This is a genomic window from Chitinophaga japonensis (assembly GCF_007830125.1).
In the GTDB taxonomy this organism is placed as follows: Bacteria; Bacteroidota; Bacteroidia; order Chitinophagales; family Chitinophagaceae; genus Chitinophaga; species Chitinophaga japonensis.
The window spans coordinates 594,447-618,682 of sequence record NZ_VLLG01000003.1; the positions used below are offsets into that span (position 1 = coordinate 594,447).

Genomic DNA, 24,236 nt, shown 5'->3' on the forward strand with positions numbered 1-24,236 from the left:
TAAGAATGATTACTACAAACCTATGCAGTGATATTGTCGAAATTAGCTTTGTGAATCCGTTCAGTAACCTTTTTTTATAACCACAACATTTTCCTATGGGAAACTTTACCCGATTAGCGCTGTTGCATAGACCGGCCGGTTATAAACCGTCCGGTTTTATAAGTATGTAGTAACCATATCTAAATACGCCTTTTTTGAGACCCGTACCGGGCCCCTTTCCGATCTGCCGCAGCCTTCGGCAGCACGGAACAGCCCCTCTTTACCCAAAGCTATTGCGTCATGTCCCGTTCAACTTCTATTGCACCTATTATCCGTTTTTGCAGCAAATACCTGCTGCTGCTGTCATTTGCTTTGATGGCTACTGTCACGGCAACGGCCAGTACCTTCCCGGTCACCAATACCAATGATGCCGGCCCCGGATCGTTAAGACAGGCCATACTGGATGCCAATGCCGCGGGAGCGGGCCCGCACAGCATTGTGTTCAATGTGCACGGGCAGATCACCATCCTGACCTCATTGCCCACCATTACGGCAAAGAAGCTGCTGATCGACGGTGAGAACAGGATCACCATCAATGCCCCGGGGCCCAATGGTGTGATCAACCCCTTTATGATCAACGCAGACAGCGTAACCATACGCAACTTTACCTTAACCAACAACGGCGACATTGACTTTGACATATTTGCCAATACAACGGGCATTACTATAGAGAACATACATGCCTACAGTACAGTGGGCAATTTCCTGAATGCATTCATGCGGGTACGGGGGGCAACTACCAACCTGACAGTAAGAAATATCTATTCAACGGATGTGGAACCTTCCGGCCCCAGTCCTCATATCGGGCGGGCTTTTTATTTTCAGGCCGGCATGCATACGAACCTGGTGATGGATAACATCCAGCTAAGCACCGCGGGAAATGTCCGCGGAGCGGAGGGCATCGTGTTCCGCGATGCGTCGGTGAACGGGTGGACGCTGACGAATTCCAATATCAGCGGTTTTCAGAACGGCATTGTGCTGGACAATACCGGCGGTGCGGTAGAAACGGCGAATAATATCATGTTCAGGAATGTGACGATCGACAGCTTGTGGAGCGGCGTGGCTTTGGGCTTTTACAGCGATTTTGTTAGCACCAATATAGAGCTGAACAGGTTTACAGTGGACATGGATGTGATAGGTGCAGATGATGACGGGGACTATGCCATTCGCTTTGATAATACTGCGGACAATATAACACTGGATACAGTCAATTTCAACGAGAACGATATCTATAATGTCTGGTTCAGGAGCGCTGCCAGCAATATTACGATCAACCAGGCCCTGATGGAGAACAGAATGCCGGGTCTTCACGGTGGTTCCTCGTATATCAGGTTCGAAACCACGGTAAACGGCGTTAACATCACTAATTCGGTACTGGATGGCGACAAGCCGGCCAATACGGTTGATGGGATTCATGGCATCGCTTTCCTGGGCGCCGCAACCGATGTAACGATCGACAACGTTTCGTTTAATGAATTTGACAACGAGGGGATAGTTGCGGTAGCAGCGGCGACCAACTTCCTGGTCACGAATTCAAGATTTACCGCGAACGAGGATGGCATTGAATTCGGTGGGAACTTCGCGCGCAGTAATGTAGACATTGTTAACTCTTCTTTCAGGAACAACACCCGGAGCGGTATTGTGCTCAATGGCGCCAACGCGGTTTCTGATTATGACCTGACGGGCGACACCGTAGTGAATAATACCAGCAATGGCATCTGGTTCTACGGCGGCGCCGGTGTAACAGATGCGCAGGTGAGCGGTTGCGTGGTACATGGAAATGGTGGCAATGGCGTTCATAATGATGCGCCCAACAAAGTAGTCATCACCAATAACTCCATTTATAATAATACCGGTTTGGGTATCGCCAACCCGGCCGGCAACTGTACTTATACCGCTGCTGCCGGCCGTACGCCGGTTTTGGTGTCTTCCAACAGCCTGGGCGGCGGGCAGTACCAGTTGCAGCTCACTATTCCCAACATCACCGCAGGTGCGCAATACACGGTGGATATTTACGCCAATGATCCCGCTACGAGTAAAACGAGCGGGCAATATTATGTTACCACTTTAACCGGCGTTGCTGCCGGTTCTTCTACGCATACCATCAGCTACAACACAGGGCCGGGCGCTACCGGCCTTGGTTTCTGGACAGCTACCCTGCGCATATCCGCCAATAATTGCGGCACCTCCGAGTTTGGCAACAGCATACCCATGAGCTTCAGCGGCCCTGCCTGTGTGAACGATGGTATCAAGGCCTGGTTCCGCGCAGATCAGGCAGTGAATGGCATGAACTGGGGTGATATCTCCGGCAACGCTAATCATATGACTGTTATAGGAGACCCGGACGGTGCTACCGGTATGGTAAACTTCAACCCCGCTATTTACTATGATGGGAATGACGCGCACCGTGTGCCCGCCGCAGCAGGTGTTACCGGCCAATATACAATGATGGGTATGGGGCTGCTGGAAGGAACCCAGAACGGCCGCGTATTCACCAGCTCTACCGGTAATAAGTTATTTGGCTGGCAGGCGGGTCTTGAGAACCGGTTATATGTAGAAGGCTGGCTGAATACAGGTGGCGCCATTACCACGAAGGGCAAGCTCTATTCATATGAAAGGGGCACTACCGGCGCCTATGAATTCAGAAGCAATGGCACTGCGTTGAAAACCGGCGCTACTTCTGATGCAAGTGTATGGACGCTCGATGTAGGCGGGGCCGCATACAGCGATTACGCCAAAGTACTTGTTCCGGAAGTGTTCGTCTATAGCCGGGATCTCTTACCCGACGAAGTGCAGCGCATTGAATCTTACATGGCGCTAAAATATGGTATCACCCTTAAAAGCGGTACCGCTGATTATATTACCAGCGACGGCAGTGTGCAGATGTACACCGCTTCCGCCAATACCGGTTATGGCGGGCGCATCACCGGCATTGGCCGTGATGATTGCAGCATGCTGAACCAGAAACAGTCGCTCAGCCAGGATACCGGTATAGTAACCATCGCCCTGGGGGATGTCATTGCCGCTTCCAATGCAGCCAACACGAATACCTTTACCAACGATAAGGCATTCCTGGTGTTCAGCGACAACGGCGGCAGCACTAATTACTTCACGGCGGTAACCGGCGCTAACGTGACTCACCGGATGGCCCGCGTCTGGAAGGTACAGCAAAGCGCTGCCTGGGACGACAGCCAGCAGGTGACCCTGCAACTGGAAAGCGGCACGCAGGATAATTACCTGCTCATCAGCACAGATGCTGCTTTCGGCACCATTACCCGCGAGCTGCAGTTGAGCAGCACCGGTAGGGTAACCGTATCCAGCGCCGACCTGGCCGGCGGCGTGTTCTTCACTTTCGGCAGGCAGCAGCGCTTCCCCGGCGGGGTAGCTACGGATCTGCAGGCCTGGGTAAAAGCGGATGCGGGTATAACGGCTGTTGACAATAACGTGAGCAGTTGGACCGACCAGGCGGTGCAGAGAGTGTGGCCCAAAGCGCATGCGAATGTGACACTTCCCTGGCAGTCGAACTCCATTAACTATAACCCGACGGTCAATTTTGCCGGGAATAGCTACTTTAGCGTACCGCAATTCACCGCATCCTATACCCAGGGAGAAATATTTTCCGTGCAGTTCTCCCACCTGGCAGCTAATTCCACCACTGCCAGCTTCCCCTTTGAGTTTGGCGGTGACCCCAGCGCCCTTACTGCCCAGCACTATCATTATAGCAACGGAAGCCACTATACGCATTTTGGCATCACCACCCGGCCGGGCTATCCCCTGGGCGGTATCAACATGCAGCGGGCGCATATATTAAATAACTGGAGCGCTCCCGGTAACTGGGCGCTGAACTTTGATGGGAGAACAATCGGCAGCAGCACTGCCCTGGCTGTTTCTTTCGGCAGGGGAGCGGCTACCAATACCGCCATTGGCGCCGGGCATAACTCTATCTTTAACGGTCGCATCTCCGAAGTGATCTTCTATAACCGGCGGCTGGACGATGCGGAGCGTATCCGGGTGAACAGCTACCTGGCCCTGAAATACGCGCTCACCCTCCGGAATGCCGCAGGCAATATGACGGACTACATCGCCAGCGACGGCAGCACCCGGATGTGGACGGCGTCCAAGAATACCGGCTACGGTGAGTGCATCACCGGCATCGGCCGGGATGACAATGGCACCCTGCTCCAGAAGCAAAGCCGCTCCCAGGAGGTAGAAGCCATTGTAAGCATTACCGTAGGCACCGGCTTTGCGCCTTCCAACCGGGAGAACCAGCATATCATAGCCAATGACCTTTCTTTCTTCACCTTCAGCGACAACGGTGCAGCAACGGACTATACCCAGGCCGTTACCGGGCTGGGAGATGTGACCCTGCACATGGCGCGCATCTTTAAAATAGATCGCACCAACTGGGCGCAAAGCAGCATCCGGCTGGCGCTGATGGGAGGAGACAGCACCAAATACCTGCTGGTGAGCAGTGATGAGACCTTTGGAGCAGGAGACCAGGTGTATCAACTGGATGCAAGAGGGCTGAGAACACTGGACAGCGAACTCCTGCCGGATGGCGCCTATTTCACCTTTGGCAGCGCACAGCGCGGCCCTGCCGGTGTAGCAGCCGGCCTGAACGTATGGCTCCGGGCGGATACGGGTACAACAGGCGGGAGCAATGTCACCCAGTGGAAGGAAATAGGCCCTGCCGCACGGGTATGGCCCAAAGTAAATTCAGCCGCGGCAACATGGAAGCCTGCTTCCTTCAACTTTAACCCGGGTATCGGCTTTGCCGGCGGCACCTATTTCAGGCTTGCCCAGTTTGCGAATACCATGACAGCCGGGGAGATATTCTCTGTACAGTTGTCCAATCTGGATAACACGACTGCTACTACACACTATCCCTTTGAGTTTGGCGGCATTTATGCCGGGGGGCAGGCTGTATATACCTGGAGCAACAATAATCACTATACGTATTTTGGCACCGGTACCGCCCGCCGGAACTTTGCTTACCCGGCTACGGTAAATGTGCGTAATCCACATCTGCTGAATAGCTGGAGCGCCACCAACGACTGGGCAGCCGGTATTGATGGCAAGGTGCTGTTAACGGCCAATACCAATGCCGTGAGCTTTACTTCTGCAGCTACCTGGAACTATATCGGCGCCGGCCATAACTCCGTCTTTAATGGAGACATCCCGGAAGTGATATTGTACTCCCGTAAGCTGAGCGACCTGGAGCGCCGGCAGGTGCAATCCTACATGGCTCTCCGGTATGGGCTTACGCTGGGGCTGGGTACTCCCGTGGACTATATCGCCAGCGATGGCGCTACCAAAATGTGGGAAGCAGCCACCGGCGGCAGCTACGCCAAACATATCACCGGCATAGGCCGTGATAACAGGGGCATGCTGTACCAGAAACAATCACGGAGCGTGGATACCGGTATGGTGACCATCGCAGTGGGAACAGCGGTGGCCGTTTCCAACCAGGCCAATACAGCGGTCATTACCAACGATCTTTCCTTCTTTAGCTTCGGCGATGACGGTGGCGCTATCACTTACCTGACCCCGGTGAGCGGTATTACTGGTGTGAACAGCCGTATGACCCGCATCTTCAAAGCGCAGCAGTTCAACTGGGCTACCCAGGACATTACCTTGCAACTGGAAGGAGGAGACCAGGCGGAAACCTACCTGCTGGTAAGCGCGGACGAGACTTTCGGCACTGGAGATGCTGCCTATATATTAAATGAAGATGGCGCTGTTACGATCAGCAGCAGCCTGCTGCCCCATGGCGCCTACTTCACTTTTGCCAGGGCAACAAAAGGACCGAACGGCGTGAAGGACGGTATCACCTTCTGGTTGCGCGCCGATGACGGCAGGTCCGGCGGCAGCCGCTGGAATGACTTCAGCAATTTCGGCAACAACGCTTTCCAGGGCGTGGTAAGCGGTCAGCCCGTGACGGACGCCAGGGGCCTGAACTTCAACTACAGTTTGGGGTTTGATGGCACGGATGACTTCCTGGATATTACTACCGCACGTATAAATCCTGCCACTTCCACTATTTTCGTTGTTGCCAGCGGGAGCGGATATAACGCGGTGAGGGACCTGGTGAGCAGCGGGGACGTAGGTTCCGCCCATGGCATGGAGTTCAGAATCACGAATGCAGCCAAATTGAATTTCCTGGAGAATGCGGCGGCTATTACGGGAGCCGGGGGCAATAAGATAATCCTGCCCAATAGAACGTATATTTTCAGCGCTACTGAATCCAGCACTGCAAACGGCTTGCGTCTGTTCGAAGATCATGCGCTCGACATCCAGGGCACCTCTACCCTCATTCCCAACACTGCCAATTTAATTTCCATTGGCTCCCGCACCATAGCCGCCCGTGGACTTTACTGGATGGGCAGCATGGGAGAGGTGATCGCCTACGACCGTGTGCTTTCAGATGTGGAACGCCAGTCGGTAGAATCTTACCTGGGCATTAAGTACGGCATTACGCTGAACGACGGCGCTACCGATTACCTGGATACGGATGGCTCATCTTATTGGACAGCGGACGCCACTTATAAACACCGCATTACCGGTATAGGCCGCGATGACGCTACCAGCCTGAACACCAGGCAGTCCCTGAGCGTGGATACCGGCTTTGTGACCATTGCCCTGGGCAGCAGTATTGCCATTACCAACGAACAGAACACCAATACGATCACGAATGATAAATCCTTCTTCGTATTCGCGGACAACGGCCTGTCTGCCACCTCATACGCGGAGGTGGTGAGCGGTACAAATGTAACCCGCCGCCTTCCCCGTGTCTGGAAGGTGGATAAAACCAACTGGGCCGATCAAAATATTACCCTGAAGGCAAATGCAACCGGCACGAACGTATACCTGCTGATCAGCACCGATCCCACATTCGCTACGATCAACCAGGAATTGCCGGTGAATACCGACAAGACCGTTGTGCTCAACACCAGCCTGATGCCCGACGGTGTGTATTTCACTTTTGGCGCACCGGTGAAATACCCGGGCGGCGTAAGCAGTGGTTCCATGATATGGCTGCGCGCGGATATAGGTACTTCCGCTACCGCAGACAATACGCCAATAAGCACCTGGAACGATTACAGTCCCAATATGAATAATGTAGCGCAAGCTACGCCGGCCAATCAACCATTGTACTTTAACAATGCCGCCAGCAACATGAACTTTAACCCAGTGGTAAGGTTCAATGGCGCTCCTCATTCGATGACGGGCGGCTCGTTGCTCAAGACAGGCAGCTATACCGCTGCCAACGCCTTCTTTGCAGCCAGCCAAACGACTCCGGTTAACACCGTTATTTTTACGGAACAAGCCGGCACAGGCACCCAGTTTACGCTGCATGCCACCTGGGGCGACAATGTCGTTTACTGGGATGCTCCTTATATCAGTAACCGTATTACCTACAACGCAGGAGATATTAGTAACCAGGTTATTCTCTGGACTACTACCAGCGATATTAGTCTTGCTACCAACAAGCAGGCCATTTACAGGAATGGCTTAAGTGTGGCCACTGGTAATAATACCAGTACATTTACCGGTAACAATAGCATTTTCCAGTTGGGCTCCAACACCAACTCTTACAATGGCCGTATGGGCGACCTGATCGTTTATACCAATGCGCTGACGGCGGTTGAGCAGCAGCGTATCAATACATACATGGCCATCAAGTATGGCATTACGCTCAATAACGGTGCTACCGATTACCTGGCTACTGACGGTACTACCAAAGTATGGGACGCTACCGCCAACAGCGCTTACAAGAACAACATTGCCGGTATAGGCCGCGATGATGTGGAAGACCTTTTACAGAAACAAAGCCGGAGCATCAACGCCGGCATGCAGCTTGCCATCGGCCTGGGCGACCTCGCCGAAACCAACCTCGCCAACACCGGCAGCTTTGCAGTTGACAGGAATTATATGGTATGGGGCGATGATGGCGCCAGCACATTATTCAAAACGGCGATCACCGGTAACCCCGCAGTGAATTACCGTATGGCGCGCATCTGGAAAGTACAGGAAACCGGTACTATTGGCAGCGTACAGATTGCAGTGCCATATGATGCATTGCCCAACGCCAAAGAAACTTATCTTATCACCAGTAGCGATGCTACGATTGATGGCTCGGATACTTTCTATCCATTAACAGCAATAACCCTGAATGGGGTGAAACACTACGCCGCCACAGTTGATGTAGTTAACGGACAGTACTTCAGCTTTGGGTCTTATATCAAGACCCCCGGCGGTGTGGTGGGAACCTCACTCTGGTTACGCCCGGATGCAGGTACTTCCAGCACTACGGATAATACTGCCATCAGCGGCTGGACGGATTATGCATCAGAGCTGAACAACGCCACGGCAACCGTGGCAGCCAGCCAGCCCCTGTACCTGAATAACACTACGAACAACGTCAATTTTAACCCGGTAGTGAAATTTGACGGTACTGATTTCATGGACCTGGCTATTTCTAAACTGCCGGTAGGCACTACCGCCAGAACATTCTTCAACACCGGTAGCTTAACCAGCATCGCCGGCGGCAACAAGTTCATTCTTGCATATGGCGCCGGAGCTACCAACGTGGGTAGCGGTATGGCAGTCGTAGGTGGAAACGGAACTGCCGATTTTGTGGGATGGGCCAATGACGTGACAAGCCCCGCCGGTAACTGGCAATCAGGCGTGTTTAACGAAATGGTGGGCGTATGGTCAGGTAATGGCGGCAATGCCACCTTGTACAGCAAGATGAAAGTGTTAGGCGGGCCAGTGGCCAAAGGATGGAATACGGGCAACGTCGCCGCCGGAATAGGCGCCTGGCCCTGGGATCGCGCCCAGTCCTGGAACGGTGTTATAGGTGATGTTATCGTATATCCTACTGCGTTAACAGCCACCGAGCTGCAGCGAGTGTCCACCTATCTGGCCATCAAGTACGGCTATACGATCGATCAGACAGCACCCACTGATTACCTGGCCACCGACGGCACCACCAAAGTATGGGATGCCGCCGCCAATGGTATTTACAAGAACAACATCACCGGCATCGGCCGCGATGATGTAGAAGGCCTGAACCAGAAGCAGTCCAGGAGCATAAACACCGGTTTCCAGCCCATAGTAGGCCTGGGCGCTATTGCAACAGACAACCTTTCTAATACCAACAGCTTTACTGCTGATAAAACATACCTGACATGGGGTGATGACGGTGCTTCCACCGGTTTCGCCACTGCCATGACAGGAACACCGGGTATTACCGCCCGCATGACCAGGATATGGAAAGTACAGGAAACAGGAACCGTAGGTAACGTGCAAATAGCTATTCCTGCCACTGCGATATCCTCCAGCGTTTCATCGCCGCAATTGGTGGTGAGCGATGATGCTACCATTGATGGAACTGACCAGTACAGCACGCTTTCGTTTACCACTATAGATGGTGTCGATTATTATGTGGTTACCGTTGACCTGAACAACGGCCAGTACTTCACCTTCGCCGCGCTGGTGACAGCGCCGGGCGGTGTGCTGGGCGATGTATTATGGGTGAAAGCAGACGCCGGCGTACAGGTGGATGCCAGCAACAATGTAGAGCAGTGGATCGATCAGAGCGGCAGCAACAATACCGTTAGCGAACTGCGCGCTTCCACGATCACGCATACAGATCCTGTTACCCCCACCGCAGCTATCGTACAGGTGCCAAACGCCATCAACTTCAACCCCTCCGTTGACTTCACCGGAGCCGTGAACAGGTCGCTGAAAGGCAATGCCGTCGCCGACTGGAACTCTACACCAACCACCATCTTTAGTGTGAACATGGTGGAAGGGGCGTTAGCAGGAGGCTTTGGAGGCGTATTTAGCGGATTGGCGGACTGGACCACTAATGATGGCGGTTCAGCCGGTATGGGTCTGAGTGCCAGTGCTACTGTTTATTCCCTGGACGGAGCCGGATGCTCCCCTGCTGCAAGTACTTCGCCTACCACAGGAGTACCAAGAGCAGTACGTGGTATTTATACAGTCCCTGGTAATGGTCTTAATTCCATGCTTGCCGTTAATGGCAGAACGGAAGTGGCTGCCGGTGCAAATTGTCTTGGTTACGCAACCACTTTATTTGAAGTAGGCGGACGTACCGCAGGTAGCGCTAGCTTTGACAACCGCGTCTTTAACGGTAAGATCCCGGAAGTGATCGTCTACAGGTCCGCGCTCACGCCTGAGAACAGCAACCGTGTAGAATCCTATCTGGCCCTGAAATACGGCCTGACCCTGGATCAGACCACGCCGACTAACTATACTGCATCTGATGTTACACCTTTCTGGACCGCCGCCGATAACGGCGCCTACAAGATCAACATCTTCGGTATCGGCCGCGACGACGCCTCCGCATTACTGCAGAAGCAGTCCCGCAGCGTGAACCCCGGCAGCGTACTCACAATAGGTCTGCGCACCATCGCAGCTACCAATGCAGATAACACCAATACCTTTGCAGCAGACAAGAGCTTCTTTATGCTGGCTGCCAACAGCACCGCCACCACGGTAACAGGTACCGACCTGCCGCCCACCTGTATCCAGGAACGGTTAACGCAGGAGTGGAAGGTACAGTCCACCAGCTTTGATAATGCCACACAACCTTTAACACTATCCTTTGATCTCACCGGCATTACGCGGGCGGGTACGGAGCTGGCGCATTATGCCCTGCTGGTAGACAAGACCGGCAGCGGCGATTTTGCCAGCCTGTCTGCCGCGGATTACGAGCTGATCCCCGCCACAGCGCTGAATGGCGACATAGTGACTTTTGACAACATTGCTACCCTGGCTAATGGCATGGTGCTTACCCTGGTAACCCGCAACGTGGCTACCCCGGTAGCGCAGTTGGTGCCGGATAATACAGAAACGATTACGACCGCCGCCTGCGTGGATAGTGACGGCTGGCTGTACTTTAAAGACCCGGCAGACCCGGATAAATACCTGGCTGCCATAGATCCCAATGGCAATACCCTGAACCCCGCCGAATTCTCCGCCACCATCTCCGTGAACCGGAATATGGATACGGAACTGGGCGCCAACAGCGGTACAGACTATGGCGTGCAACTGATGCGCCGCCTGCTGCAGATCAATTATACCGGTACTGCGCCACTGGATCAGAATGGCGGCGTAAAAGTGCGCCTGTTGTGGGATGAAACCGAGCGGACCGCTGCCGAGAGCTACCTGTCCGCCACCCGTGGTGTGAGCACTGCCCAAACCTGGACCTGGTTCAAACGTACCGGTACGGTAGCCGATGTGGTGGCGAATGTAAGCGCCGCCGGCCTGGCCGGCATGGAGCCGCTTACGTCTGTTGCTACCGGCGCTGCCGATGGTGTGGCATACGTGGAATTTAGCGGCATACAGGGTTTCTCTGTATTCGGCGGCATCACCAGCGCTACCGGTGTGGTAAGCGTGATAAAAGATACGGACGGTGACGAGACCGGACCGGTGAACGCCCAATTTACCATCAAGCTGCCCGGCGACCTGCAGGCCGCGGAAGACATTACCGTTGCCTACCAGGTGAGCGGCGCGGCTGCTAACACCGAAGATTATACGATAACTGGTCTGGACCCCGCTACCCTTACCGGCACTGCGGTGATCCCGGCCGGCAGCAACAGCGTGGAAGTGCTGGCCACCGTAATAGACGATGGCGTGATCGAAAATGCAGAGAATATCCATATTACCCTTACCGGGGCTATTAGTGGAACGAGTACCTACACCCTGCACAGCACGGAGTTTGAAGCAGACGCCACCCTTGCGGACAATGACAATACTGCGGTCAACCGCGTGATAGCTGTTACGGCTACCATCACCCCGGCCATGGAAGCCGGACCGGTGAACGGGGAGCTTACCTTCAGCCTGCCCGCTGGTATTACCGCCAGTGAGCCGGTTACGGTTACTTACAGCCTGGGCGCCGGTACGGCAGCCTATGCGGATGATTATATACTGGCGGGCTATGATGCCGGTACCAACACCGGCACCATTACGATCCCCGCCGGCAGCAACAGCGTGGTGCTGCCGGTGCAGGTGCAGAATGATGACCTGCTGGAGCCGGACGAAACAGTGATCGCCAACCTGGCCAGCCCCGCGGCGGGCGTTACCGCCACGCTGGGCGACTTTACCCCGGATGCTGCGGCGGCTACGGCTACTGTTACCATCCAGGATGACAATCCGCCTTCCGCCCGTTACCTGAGCATTACGCGGGTAACAGACGGGTATGAAACAGCGCCTGCCGGCAGCGCGCCGCAAAATGCGGTGTTCAGGGTAAGCCTGCCCGCCGGCATCCGCACTTCCGAAGATATTACCGTTACCTATGTGATAGACGCATCCGGCAGCGCTGCCTATACGGATGATTATTCCATTGCCGCCGGCTTTACGGCTGGCACCATGACCGGCACGGTAGTGATACCTGCCGGCGACAACAATGCCACGGTTACCCTGGAGGTGGTGAATGACAATGTGCTGGAAACCGATGAAACAATTGTAGTGAACCTGCAGGACGGCAATGGCGGCGCTTACCCGGCCCACCCGGATGACCCTGCCCTGCGCACCACTACGCTTACCATCTTCGACGACGACCGTACAGACCCTGCCAAAACACAGATGGTGATAACGGCTACACAGCCTGCCGCAGCCGAGCATCCCACCACGCCGGTGCACGGCGAGTACACCATTGGCCTGCCCACAGGCGTTACCGCGGCAGCGGACATTACTGTTACCTTTAGTGTGAACGGGCCAGCTATCCGTGATACCGACTACGAGCTGCGCGATGGTGCGGATGCGCTGATCAGCGCGAATACGGTGGTGATCCCTGCAGGCCAGACCAGCATAACGGTAACAGCGCACGTGCTGGACGACCAGATCATTGAAGGGGATGAAGCGGTGGATATGACGCTGGCCAGCGCTACCGCTACGGGCCTGCCCCTAAGCGTAAATACCACGCCGGCTACCGTGACCATTGATGACGACGACGATGTGGCTGCCAACCTGCAACTGGGCATAGTAGCTACACAGGACGCAGCAGAGCCTGGTACCAATGGCTTCTTTACCGTAAGCCTGCCGGCCGGCTACACCGCGTCCCGCGATATTACGGTGACTTACGCCTTTGACGGAACCAACTCCACCGCCGTTCCGGGCACGGATTTCAGTGCCCTGAGCGGTACGGTGACCATACCGGCTGGTCAGCCCGGTGCTGCCATACCGGTGAACGTGATCAACAACAACGTGATAGACGGCACCCGCACCGTGAAGGTAGACCTGGCCGCTACAGCCGGCAATGACGGTGTAAACAGCTACGCTGCTGCCGCCGCGCCGGACAACACCGCTACGGTGGACATTACCGATGAGGACTACAACGCCAATTCCAATGTAATACTGCTCACCCGCGTATCAGACGCCGTAGAAGGCGGCGCCAAAGGACAGTTTGAAATAGCACTGCCCAACAACGTGATCAGCGCCACCCCCATTACGGTTACCTATACACTGACCGGTACCGCAGTGGAAGGCGCCGGCGCCGGCACAGACTATACGCTGGTAAGCGTACCGCATTTGAACACTACCACGCATACGATTACCATTCCCGCGAACCAGAACTCCGTGATCATAGAAGTGGACGCAGTGGACGACGGTGCTATTGAGCCAACGGAAACCGTGATCCTCACCCTGTCCAATGCAGCGGATGAGAACGGCAACCCTTATACGCTGAGCCCCGGCAGCGCCACGGTGAACGTGCTGGATGTGAACGGTGCGGAAGAGAACAACCTGGTGATCTCCGCCGGTGCCAACGCGGCTGAGCCTAATACGCATACCACCTTTACAGTAGGTATCCTGAGCGGCAACACCTATAGCCAGGATATTAATGTGTCCATCGTGATACGCGGTACTGCCAGCCAGGGACTGGACTACCAGCCTATAGGCACGGTTACCATCCCGGCTAACCAGCCGTCTGTAACCGTACCGCTGAGCGTAATAGACGACCACATACTGGAAGCAACAGAAAATGTAGAAATAGAACTGCTGGGCGGCAACAGCGTGGAAGCTACCCCGCGCAGCTTCCCGCCGGACCCGGGCGCTGCCAACAGCAACATCATCAGCATTGATATTGCCGATGATGATAACACCACCGCCAACCGCTCCCTGGAGCTGGTGAAAGTGAGCGATGGCGCAGAGCCCAATACCAACGGCTCCTTCAGCATACGGCTGCCGGAATACGCCGCAGGCCAGCGCTATACCTCTGCCGTACCCATTAACGTAACCTTTGGCATTACCGGCTCCGCCACCGAAGGCACTGACTATGGCAGCATGGGTACTACTGCTGTAATAGCCGCCGGCCAGTCAACCGTATCCGTTCCCGTAAGCGTAACAGACGACAATATACTGGAGGGTACAGAAATAGTGACGCTTACCATGAGCGGCGCTGCAGCTACCTACGGTGGCACAGCGGAAACCTTCACGGTAGGCGGCCCTGCGGATGTGAACATCCTGGACAGCGAGAGCGGAACAGGCGTCAGCTTCACCGCTGTGAGCGATGCATATGAGAATGGTTCGGCAAATGGCTCCGTTACTTTTGCCCTTACAGGCGGCGCCGTAGCCGGCCAGGATGCAACGGTAAGCTTTACCGTACTGTCTGCCGGCAGCACCGCCAGCGATAACGATTATACAATTAACTATGCCGGCCTGGGAGGCAGCTATGACCCCGTTACCCATACCGGTACGGTGGTCATACCAGCCGGCCAGAACACGGTGACCCTGCCGGTGCAGGCAGCAGCCGATCTGCTGATAGAAGGCCAGGAAACGCTGGTGTTCCGCCTGGATGGCGCTGCCACCACTCATACCGATGGTTCGGCCGCATCCCTGGCGGTACAGGGCACCGCGCAGCGCACGGTGAATATTGTGGACGAAGTGTATGACCGCACCATTACGGCCATTTCCCACCAGGATGGCGCGGAAGCTGCTACCAACGGCATATACCGCGTGCACCTGTCCGGTTATGGCACCTCCGGCGCTTTAATGGCCGCCCAGGATATAACCGTCACCTATACAGTACAAGCCGGCAGCACGGCTGCCGCCGGCGCCGACTACACCGCCTTGAGCGGCAGCGTGGTGATACCTGCGGGCCAGAACTATGCAGAGATCCCGGTACCGGTGCTGCCCGATGATATTATAGAAGGAGATGAAACCGTGATCATCCGGCTGCAGAGCGCCGCCTCTTCCATTGCTTATACGGTAAGCACCCTGGACGTGGAGCTGATCATTACCGATGATGATAACACCGCCGCTAACAGGGTGCTGAGCGCCGCAGTACAGCGGGCAGCTACAGAGCCCGGAGGCGGTACCAATGACGGTATTGTGCGTATCAGCCTGCCTGCAGGCATTACCGCTACGGAACCGGTAACGGTCACCTACACCGTAAACACATCCGGTACGGCCACTACCGGTGCCGACTACACGGCGCTGAGCGGCACCGTGGCAATACCCGCCGGCCAGTCCTTCGTGGATGTACCGGTAGCCGTGTTGAACGACTTCCTGATTGAAGGCAATGAAACCGTGATCGTGGATATCAGCGGCGGTACTACGCCCACCCTGGGCAGCTTTACCCCGCATGCTACCAACGGCACGGCCACGCTTACCATCAGTGATGATGATGATGTGGCGGCTAACCGCGTGGTGAGCGTAGTGACGACCGCCGACGGCGATGAAACAACGCCCACAGACGGTAATTTCCGCTTCAGGCTGCCGGTGTCTGGCACAGACCAGTTGCTGGCCAACGAGGATATTACCATCAGTTATACCATTGGCGGCACAGCCACCGCTGCAGACTATGTACCGCTGAGCGGCACGGTGGTCATTGCAGCAGGTACCGGCTTCACGGATGTACCGGTGGATGTGATCGATAACAACATTATAGACGGTACCCGTACCGTGATCGTAACCATCAGCAGCATTACTACCGGCAGCGGGAAGGTCTTCACGGCGCATGCTACGGAGAACACGGCTACTGCCAACATTGCCGATGATGATAACACCACTGCCAACCGTACCCTGACCGTAACCGCTTCCATACCGGATGCGGAGGAAGGAACAACCCCGGTGCCGGGTGAGTTTACCCTGAGCCTGCCCGCAGGCATCACGGTAGCCCGCGACCTGCAGGTGACCTTCGCGCTGGGCGGTAAGGCGGTGAATGGTACGGACTACCAGCAGATCAGCCCCTTAACGGTGACCATTCCCGCAGGGCAATCCTCCGCTACCGTCACTATCACGCCTGTCAATAATAACATCATTGACGGCGACCGTGACGTGGTGCTGAGCGTGAGCACGATCACGGTAACAGGTGGCAACCCCTACGGGGCCTTTACCGCCAGCCCGGATAATGCGGCGCTTACCATTCATGACGATGATGATACGCCGGAAAACCGCCAGGTGAGCGCCATTGCCAGCACGCCGGATGCCTACGAAGACCCGGCTGCGGCTAACCGCGACGGTGTGTTTACGGTAAGCCTGCCGACCGGTCTCACAGCGGCCGAGCCGCTCACGGTGAGCTTTACGCTTACGGGTGCAGCCGTGAACGGCACGGATTATCAAAATGTAACTCCATTAACAGTAACTATTCCCGCCGGCCAGAATGCGGCTACCGTAACCATTACACCGGTGGATAACAACCTGATAGATGGCGACCGTGCGGCTACGCTGACCATTACCCAGGTAGACCTGCCCACAGGCAGCAGCCTGCAGCCCTTTAGCCCGGCAGCAGCGCCGGCCAACGAGGCTACCGCTACCATCCACGACGACGATGCGGCTAAGGCAATGCTGAGCATTACCGCCAGCACCGCCAGCGCAGCAGAACCGGCTACCAATGGCGCGTTCACGATCAGCCTGCCGGCCGGCATAACCGCTAAAGAGGATATGACGGTGACCTACACCGTTCACACAGCCAGCACGGCCACTGCCGGTACTGACTATACGGCCCTGAGCGGCACGGTAGTGATTCCTGCCGGTGATCCGTCTGTAACAGTGCCGGTGCAGGTGATAGATAATAATATCATAGACGGCGACCGCACGGTGATACTGACGATCAGCGGCGGTACTACGCCCAACATGGGCAGTGTAGGGGTGGATGCAGCAGCCGCTGAAGCCACCGTGACCATTGCCGATGATGATGCGGCCAAAACGGAGCTGAGCATTACCGCCAGTACGCCGGATGCCGCAGAACCGGCCACCAACGGCGCGTTCACCATCAGCCTGCCGGCAGGTGTAACGGCCAAGGAAGATATAACGGTAAGCTACACGGTAAATGCCGCCAGCACGGCTGCTACCGGTACAGACTATACGGCATTGAGCGGCACCGCCGTGATCCCGGCAGGTGATCCCTCCGTAGTAGTGCCGGTGCAGGTGATAGATAATAACATGATAGATGGCGACCGCACGGTGATACTGACCATCAGCGGCGGCACCACGCCCACCATGGGCAGCGTAGGTGCGAACGCAGCAGCCAGTGAAGCCACGGTGACCATTGCCGACGACGATGCCGCCAAAGCAGCATTGAGCATTACGGCCGGCACGGCCAATGCAGATGAGGACGGCCCTGTGAACGGTGTGTTCACCATCAGCCTGCCCGCCGGTGTAACGGCGAAGGAGGATATTACGGTGAGCTATACCGTTAACGCCGCCAGCACGGCCACCGCTGGTACAGACTATACGGCATTGAGCGGTACGGCTGTCATTACGGCTGGCGCTGCTTCCGTGGCCGTTACGGTGCCCGTGATAGACAACACCATTATAGATGGCGACCGCACGGTGATACTGACCATCAGCGGCGGTACTACACCCACCATGGGCAGCATAGGAGTGGACGCAGCGGCCAGTGAAGCCACGGTGACCATTGCAGATAATGACCTGGATGATGCACAGGTGGAAATAGTGGCCACTACGCCGGATGCCGCAGAACCGGCCACCAACGGCGCCTTTACCATCCGCCTGGCAAATGGCCGCACCACCACCGTGGATATAGATGTGACCTTCGCCGTCAGCGGCACCGCCGTTCGCGCTACGGACTACACGCTGACAAACGCAGGCGGTACGGCCATTACCGGCAACACGGTAACCATACCGGCCGGCAGCGGTAGTGTGGCTGTAACCGTAAGAACGGATAATGATGATATCATAGAACAGGCAGAAACGGTAAATATGGCGCTGCAGTCAGCGCAGGTGAACGGTTTGGGCAATGTGCCCGTGCCGGTTGGCGCACCTGCAGATGCCACGGTGACCATTGCCGATGATGATAATACGGCAGGCAACCGCTTGCTGTCCGCCACCGCCGGCGTAGCCAACGCGGATGAGGATGGCCCTGTGAACGGCGCGTTCACCATCGGGCTGGCCAACAGCGCTGCCACTGCCGCAGAGGATATAACCATCAGCTATACCATTGCAGGCAGCGGTATAGAAGGCGTGGATTACCAACCCATCGTGAGAACGGTGGTGCTGCCCGCTGGCCAGAACAGCGTGACGGTGCCGGTAGCCGTGATCGATAATAATATTATAGACGGTAACCGCACGGTGATACTCACCGTTACCGGCGGCAATTCCGGCCTGGGCGTATTCACCCCGGCTGCATCGCCTGCCGACAGGGCTACCGTGACCATTGCAGATAATGACAACACCACTGCCAACCTGCAGTTGAGCGTGATCAGCACGGCAGATGCGCAGGAGCAGGGCAGCGTGAGCGGCGTATTCCGCGTGAAGCTGCCGGGCACTTTAAGTGCTGCGAAGGATATTACCCTGAGCTATACCATCAACGGCAGCAGCACGGCTGCCCCGGGTGCTGACTATCAGGCCATCACGGCTACGGTGACCATACCGGCCGGCGATAACGGCGTAACTATTCCCGTGAATGTGCTGGATGATAATATCATTGAGCTGACAGAGACCGTGATCCTGGACATCAGCGGCGGCAGCGGCCTGGAAGCAGACGGCGTTACTCCCATCAGCTTTACCGCAGACCCGGCAGCCGCCAGCGCTACGGTGAACATCATAGACAACGACCTTGACGGCAACTCCCAACTGGTGCTGCTGACCAGGGTATCCGACGCCGTGGAAGGTGCGGCAAACGGGCAATACCGTATTGCCCTGCAGCCCGGCATCACGGCTTCGCAGGACATTACCGTCACCTTCAGCATGAGCGGCAACGGCACCCGCGGCGCAGGCAGCGATTACCAGTTGCTGGCCGTGCCCGGCGGAGCGGTGATCAGCGGCAACGCTATTACCATACCGGCCGGCGCCAACGAAGTGCTGATAGATGTACAGGCAGCCGATGACGGCATTGTGGAAGGCACGGAGCAGGCGGTGATGACAATGACGAATATTACCTCCGCGCTGGCCTTTACGATCGATCCTGCACGCGCATCCGCTACGGCCAATATTGTGGACGTGAACAGCGCTGCCGGCAACCCCATTAGCATCACGTTTGTGGGCAACGGTGCAGAGCCGGCCACCAACGGCAGCTTCCGCGTAAGCCTGCCGGCCGGCACCACGGCAGCGCAGCCGGTTACCGTGTCCTACAGCCTCAGTGGCACTGCCACCGCGGGCGCGGACTATACGACCGGCACCGTGACCATACCGGCCAATGCCAACAGTGTAGACGCAGCGATCAACGTGGCAGACGATTATATCATAGAAGCTACAGAAACCGTAATAGTGAAGCTGCTGGGCGGCAACGGCAAGAACACCGCCGGCGACGACCTGTATTTCCCTGCGCACAGCACGGATCATACCACTACGGTGAATATTACAGACAATGACAACATACCGGAAAATCGCGTGCTGGAGATCGTGAAGGTGAAAGACGGTGCAGAGCCGGCAGACAACGGGCAGTACGAGATCAGGATGAAGGAGGCCGTGCCCGGCAGGCGCTATACCTCCGCCGTGGATATTAACGTGGTATTTGCCGTAGGCGGTACCGCCACCGCAGATGCGGATTACAGCAACCTGGGCACTTCCGTTACCCTGCCGGCCAATGCAGGCAATGTATACCTGCCGCTGGCAGTGCTGGACGATCAGCAGATAGAGGGGGATGAAACGGTGGTAGTTACGCTGGACGCCAGCGCCTCCGCCGCCGCTACCGGTGAAACATATACGGCCGGTACCGCCGCCAGCGCTACCGCTGTTATTGCAGACAACGACAATACAGACGCCAACCGCAGGCTTACGGTTACCGCCAGCACCGCCGATGCGGATGAGAACGGACCGGTGAACGGCGCCTTTACCATCCGCCTGCCGGCCGGCATCACCATCTCGGAAGCCGTGACGGTTAGTTACGCTATCAGCGGTACGGCGCAAGCTGCCGCCACCGCAACGGATATCAGCAAAGACTACCTGCAGATGAGCGGCACCGTGACCATTCCTGCGAATACCAACAGTGTGACGGTACCGGTGGAAGTGATCGACAACACCGTGATCGATGGCGACCGCACCGTGATACTTACCATCAACAATGGTACGGCTACGGTAAGCGGCAACAGCCTGGCCTTCACACCCGGCGCTCCTGCCGCCGCCACCGTGACCATTGCGGATAACGACAATACCACCGCCAACCTGGTGCTGAGCGTGGCAAAAGGCAACGACGGCGCAGAACCGGCCACAGACGGTGCATTTGTTATCAGCCTGCCCACAGGCCTGAGATCTGCCAGGGCCATTACGGTGAACTTCAGCATAGACAACGGCAGCACCGCCATACCGGGTGCAGACTATACAGCTATCAGCGTACCGGTAACCATACCGGCAATGCAGAACAGTGTATCCGTACCGGTAAGTGTGCTGAACGATTACATCATTGAACCGGTAGAAACCGTGATCATGAACCTTTCCGGTGGCAGCGACGGCCAGTTCAATTACACCGCCAGCGCCACCGCCGGCAGCGCCGTGGTGAACATCACGGACGAAGACGCCAACGGCAACTCCCAACTGGTACTGCTGACGAAGGTGTCCGATGCAGTGGAAGGAAGCACCCACGGACGTTACCGCATAGGCCTGAACCCGGGCATCACGGCGGCTACAGACATCACCATTACCTTCAGCATGAGCGGCAATGCCACCCGCGGCGCAGGCAGCGATTACCAGTTGCTGACCGTGCCCGGCGGCGCAGTGATCAGTGGTAACACCATTACCATACCGGCCGGCTCCAATGAAGTGATGATAGACCTGCAGGCATACAACGACGGTATCATAGAAGGACCGGAAGCCGGTATCATGACGCTGACCGGCGTTACGTCCACGCTGCCCTTCACCATTGACCCGGCCAGTGCAAATGCTACTGTGAACATCGTGGATGTGAATGGTGCTGCGGGCAGCCCGCTGAGCATTGCCCATGTGCAGGATGGTGCAGAGCCGTCCACGCCGGGCAGGGTGCGGGTATCCCTGCCGGCAGGCATTACTGCCGCCAACCCGGTAACGGTATCTTACAACCTGGGCGGCAGCGCCGGTGCAGGCATAGATTACACCATGGGCACGATCACCATACCTGCAGGCGCCAACAGCGTGGAAGCAGATATAACAGTAACAGACGACTATATAATAGAAGCTACGGAAACCGTAGTAGTGAAGCTGCTGGGCGGCAACGGCCAGAACTCCACCGGCGACCAGTTGTACTTCCCGGCGCATACTACCGATAACACCACTACAGTGAACATAGCAGACGATGATAACACGCCTGCCAACCGTAGCCTGGAAGTGGTGCCGGTGAATGACGGCGCAGAACCGGCCACCAACGGCCGCTTCGAGATCAGGTTGCCGGAAGCAGCACCGGGTGTGCGCTACACCGCCGCTGCGGATATCAACGCGGTGTTCACCCTGGGCGGTACGGCCACGGAAGGCACGGATTACGCTGCCACCGGCACCGCCGTAACACTGCCGGCCGGCAACAGCAGCATCATCCTGCCGGTGAATGTAACGGACGATAAGGTGATAGAAGTGGACGAGACCGTTATACTCACCATCAGCCCGGATCAATCCACCTCCGCTACCGGTGATGTGTACACGGCTGCTGCCGCCAACACGGCTACGGTGAGCATAGCAGACGACGACAATACCGCCGCCAACACCGTGCTGAGCGTAGCCAGGATAACAGACGCGGCAGAACCGGCCACCAACGGCGGCTTTACCGTAAGCCTGCCCAAAGGCATCACGGCTTCGGAAGACATTACCGTGAGCTACACCATCAGCGGCACCGCCACCGGCGGCAGCGACTACGCCACACTGGGCGGCACGGTAGTGATACCTGCAGGACAGAACAGTGTAGCCGTACCGGTAACCGTAATCAACGACCAGGTAATTGAGAACACGGAAACCGTGACCATGACCCTGACCGGCGGTGCAGCCACCAGCTTTACCTTCACGGCAGGCAGCACCAACAGCACGGCTGCGGTGAATATTACAGACGATGACAATACCACGGCAAACCGCGTAGTGAGCGTGGCCAAAGCGGCAGACGGCGCAGAACCGGCTACTGACGGCGCGTTCACCATCAGCCTGCCGGCGGGTATAACATCCGCCCAGGATATCACGGTGAGCTATACCATCGGCGGTACGGCCACCAGCGGTGCAGACTTTGCAACAATGACCGGCACCGCCGTGATACCGGCAGGACAGAACAGCGTAACCGTAGCGGTGAATGTACTGGACGACCAGATCATAGAAGGCACGGAAACCGTGGTAATGACGGTAACGGGCGGCGCTTCCGCAGACTTCACGTTTGCGCCTGACGCTAACAACGGCAATGCTACCGTGAACATCACAGACAATGACGGTACGCCCGCCAACCTGGTGCTGAATGCCACAAAAGTGGCGGACGGTGCAGAACCGGCCACGGACGGCAGCTTTAATATCTACCTGCCGGCAGGCATCACCGCATCGGCAGACATTACGGTAAGCTACACCATCAGCGGTACGGCTGCCGGCGGCGCGGATTACACCACCCTGGGCGGCACGGTAGTGATACCGGCCGGTGAGAACGGGGTGACCGTTCCGGTGGATGTACTGGATGACAATATCATAGAGCCGGCAGAAACCGTAGTGCTGACCATCACAGGCGGCAGCGCAGCCGGCATGACCTACACCGCCGGTACAAATGCTACCGCTACCGTGAATATTGAAGACGGCGATCATAGCGCCACCGACCTGGTGCTGGAAGTGGCCAACGCGGCAGACGGTGCGGAACCGGCTACCAACGGCGCATTCACCATCAGCCTGGCCGGCGGTAAAACAACGGCGGAACCCATTACCATCCGGTATATGATAGGCGGCACCGCCACGCTGGATGCCGATTACAGGGCCCTTACCGGCACCATCACCATCCCCGCCGGCACCGGCAGTGTAACCGTGCCCGTGGAAGTGCTGGACGACCGCGAAGTAGAGCCGGCAGAAACCGTGGTGTTCATGCTGAACGGCGGACAGTCCGCCAGCTACGCCTTCACAGCCGGTAACCCCGAAGCCACGGTGACCATCGAGGATAATGATGTGCCCTCCGGCGACCTGGTAGTGACCAAGGAAGTAGTGCAGCCGGCAGTAGGGCCTTACCGTATGGGCCAGGATATCACCTACCGCATCACGGTAAGGAATATTGGCAACATCGCCGCCACCGGTGTAATAGTAACAGACTCCCTGCCCCTGCAGTTGGATCTGCCCAGCCACACTTCCGCAGAGCGGGGAGAGGTAAGGGTGATAGCGGATACAAAGCTGGTGCAATGGAGCATCGGCGAACTGCAGCCGGATGCCACCGTGCAGATGACGCTCACCGCCAGGGTAATTGAAGGCGGGCAACTGGTGAACCGGGCAACGGCCGCCGCAGAGGGCGTGGATGCAGACAGCACCAACAACGTAGGTACTTCCAGCATCGTGATAGATGGCCAGGACCTGTTCTTCCCCAATGCGATCACGCCGAACGGAGACAGCAAGAACGAACGGTTCATCATCGGCGGACTGGAGAAATACCCGGGATCGGCGCTGTACATCTTCAACCGCTGGGGCAACATGGTGTACCAGTCCAAAGACTACCGCAACGACTGGAACGGCGGCGACCTGAATGAAAGCACCTATTACTACATACTGGAAGTGAAGAAACCGGACGGTATCAGAAAGTATAAAGGCTGGATAACAATAGTGAGGTAAAGGCAAAAACATCACCCGTGATCAAAAAA

1 protein-coding gene is annotated in these 24,236 nt (G+C 56.6%); it reads left to right on the forward strand.

Translation table 11 applies throughout. The features are described from left to right. Window positions 1-279: 279 nt before the first annotated feature. Entirely contained in the window at window positions 280-24,207 is a 23,928-nt protein-coding gene (locus tag LX66_RS11635; RefSeq protein ID WP_145713365.1) for a Calx-beta domain-containing protein, read from the forward strand. The last annotated feature ends 29 nt before the right edge of the window (window positions 24,208-24,236 follow it).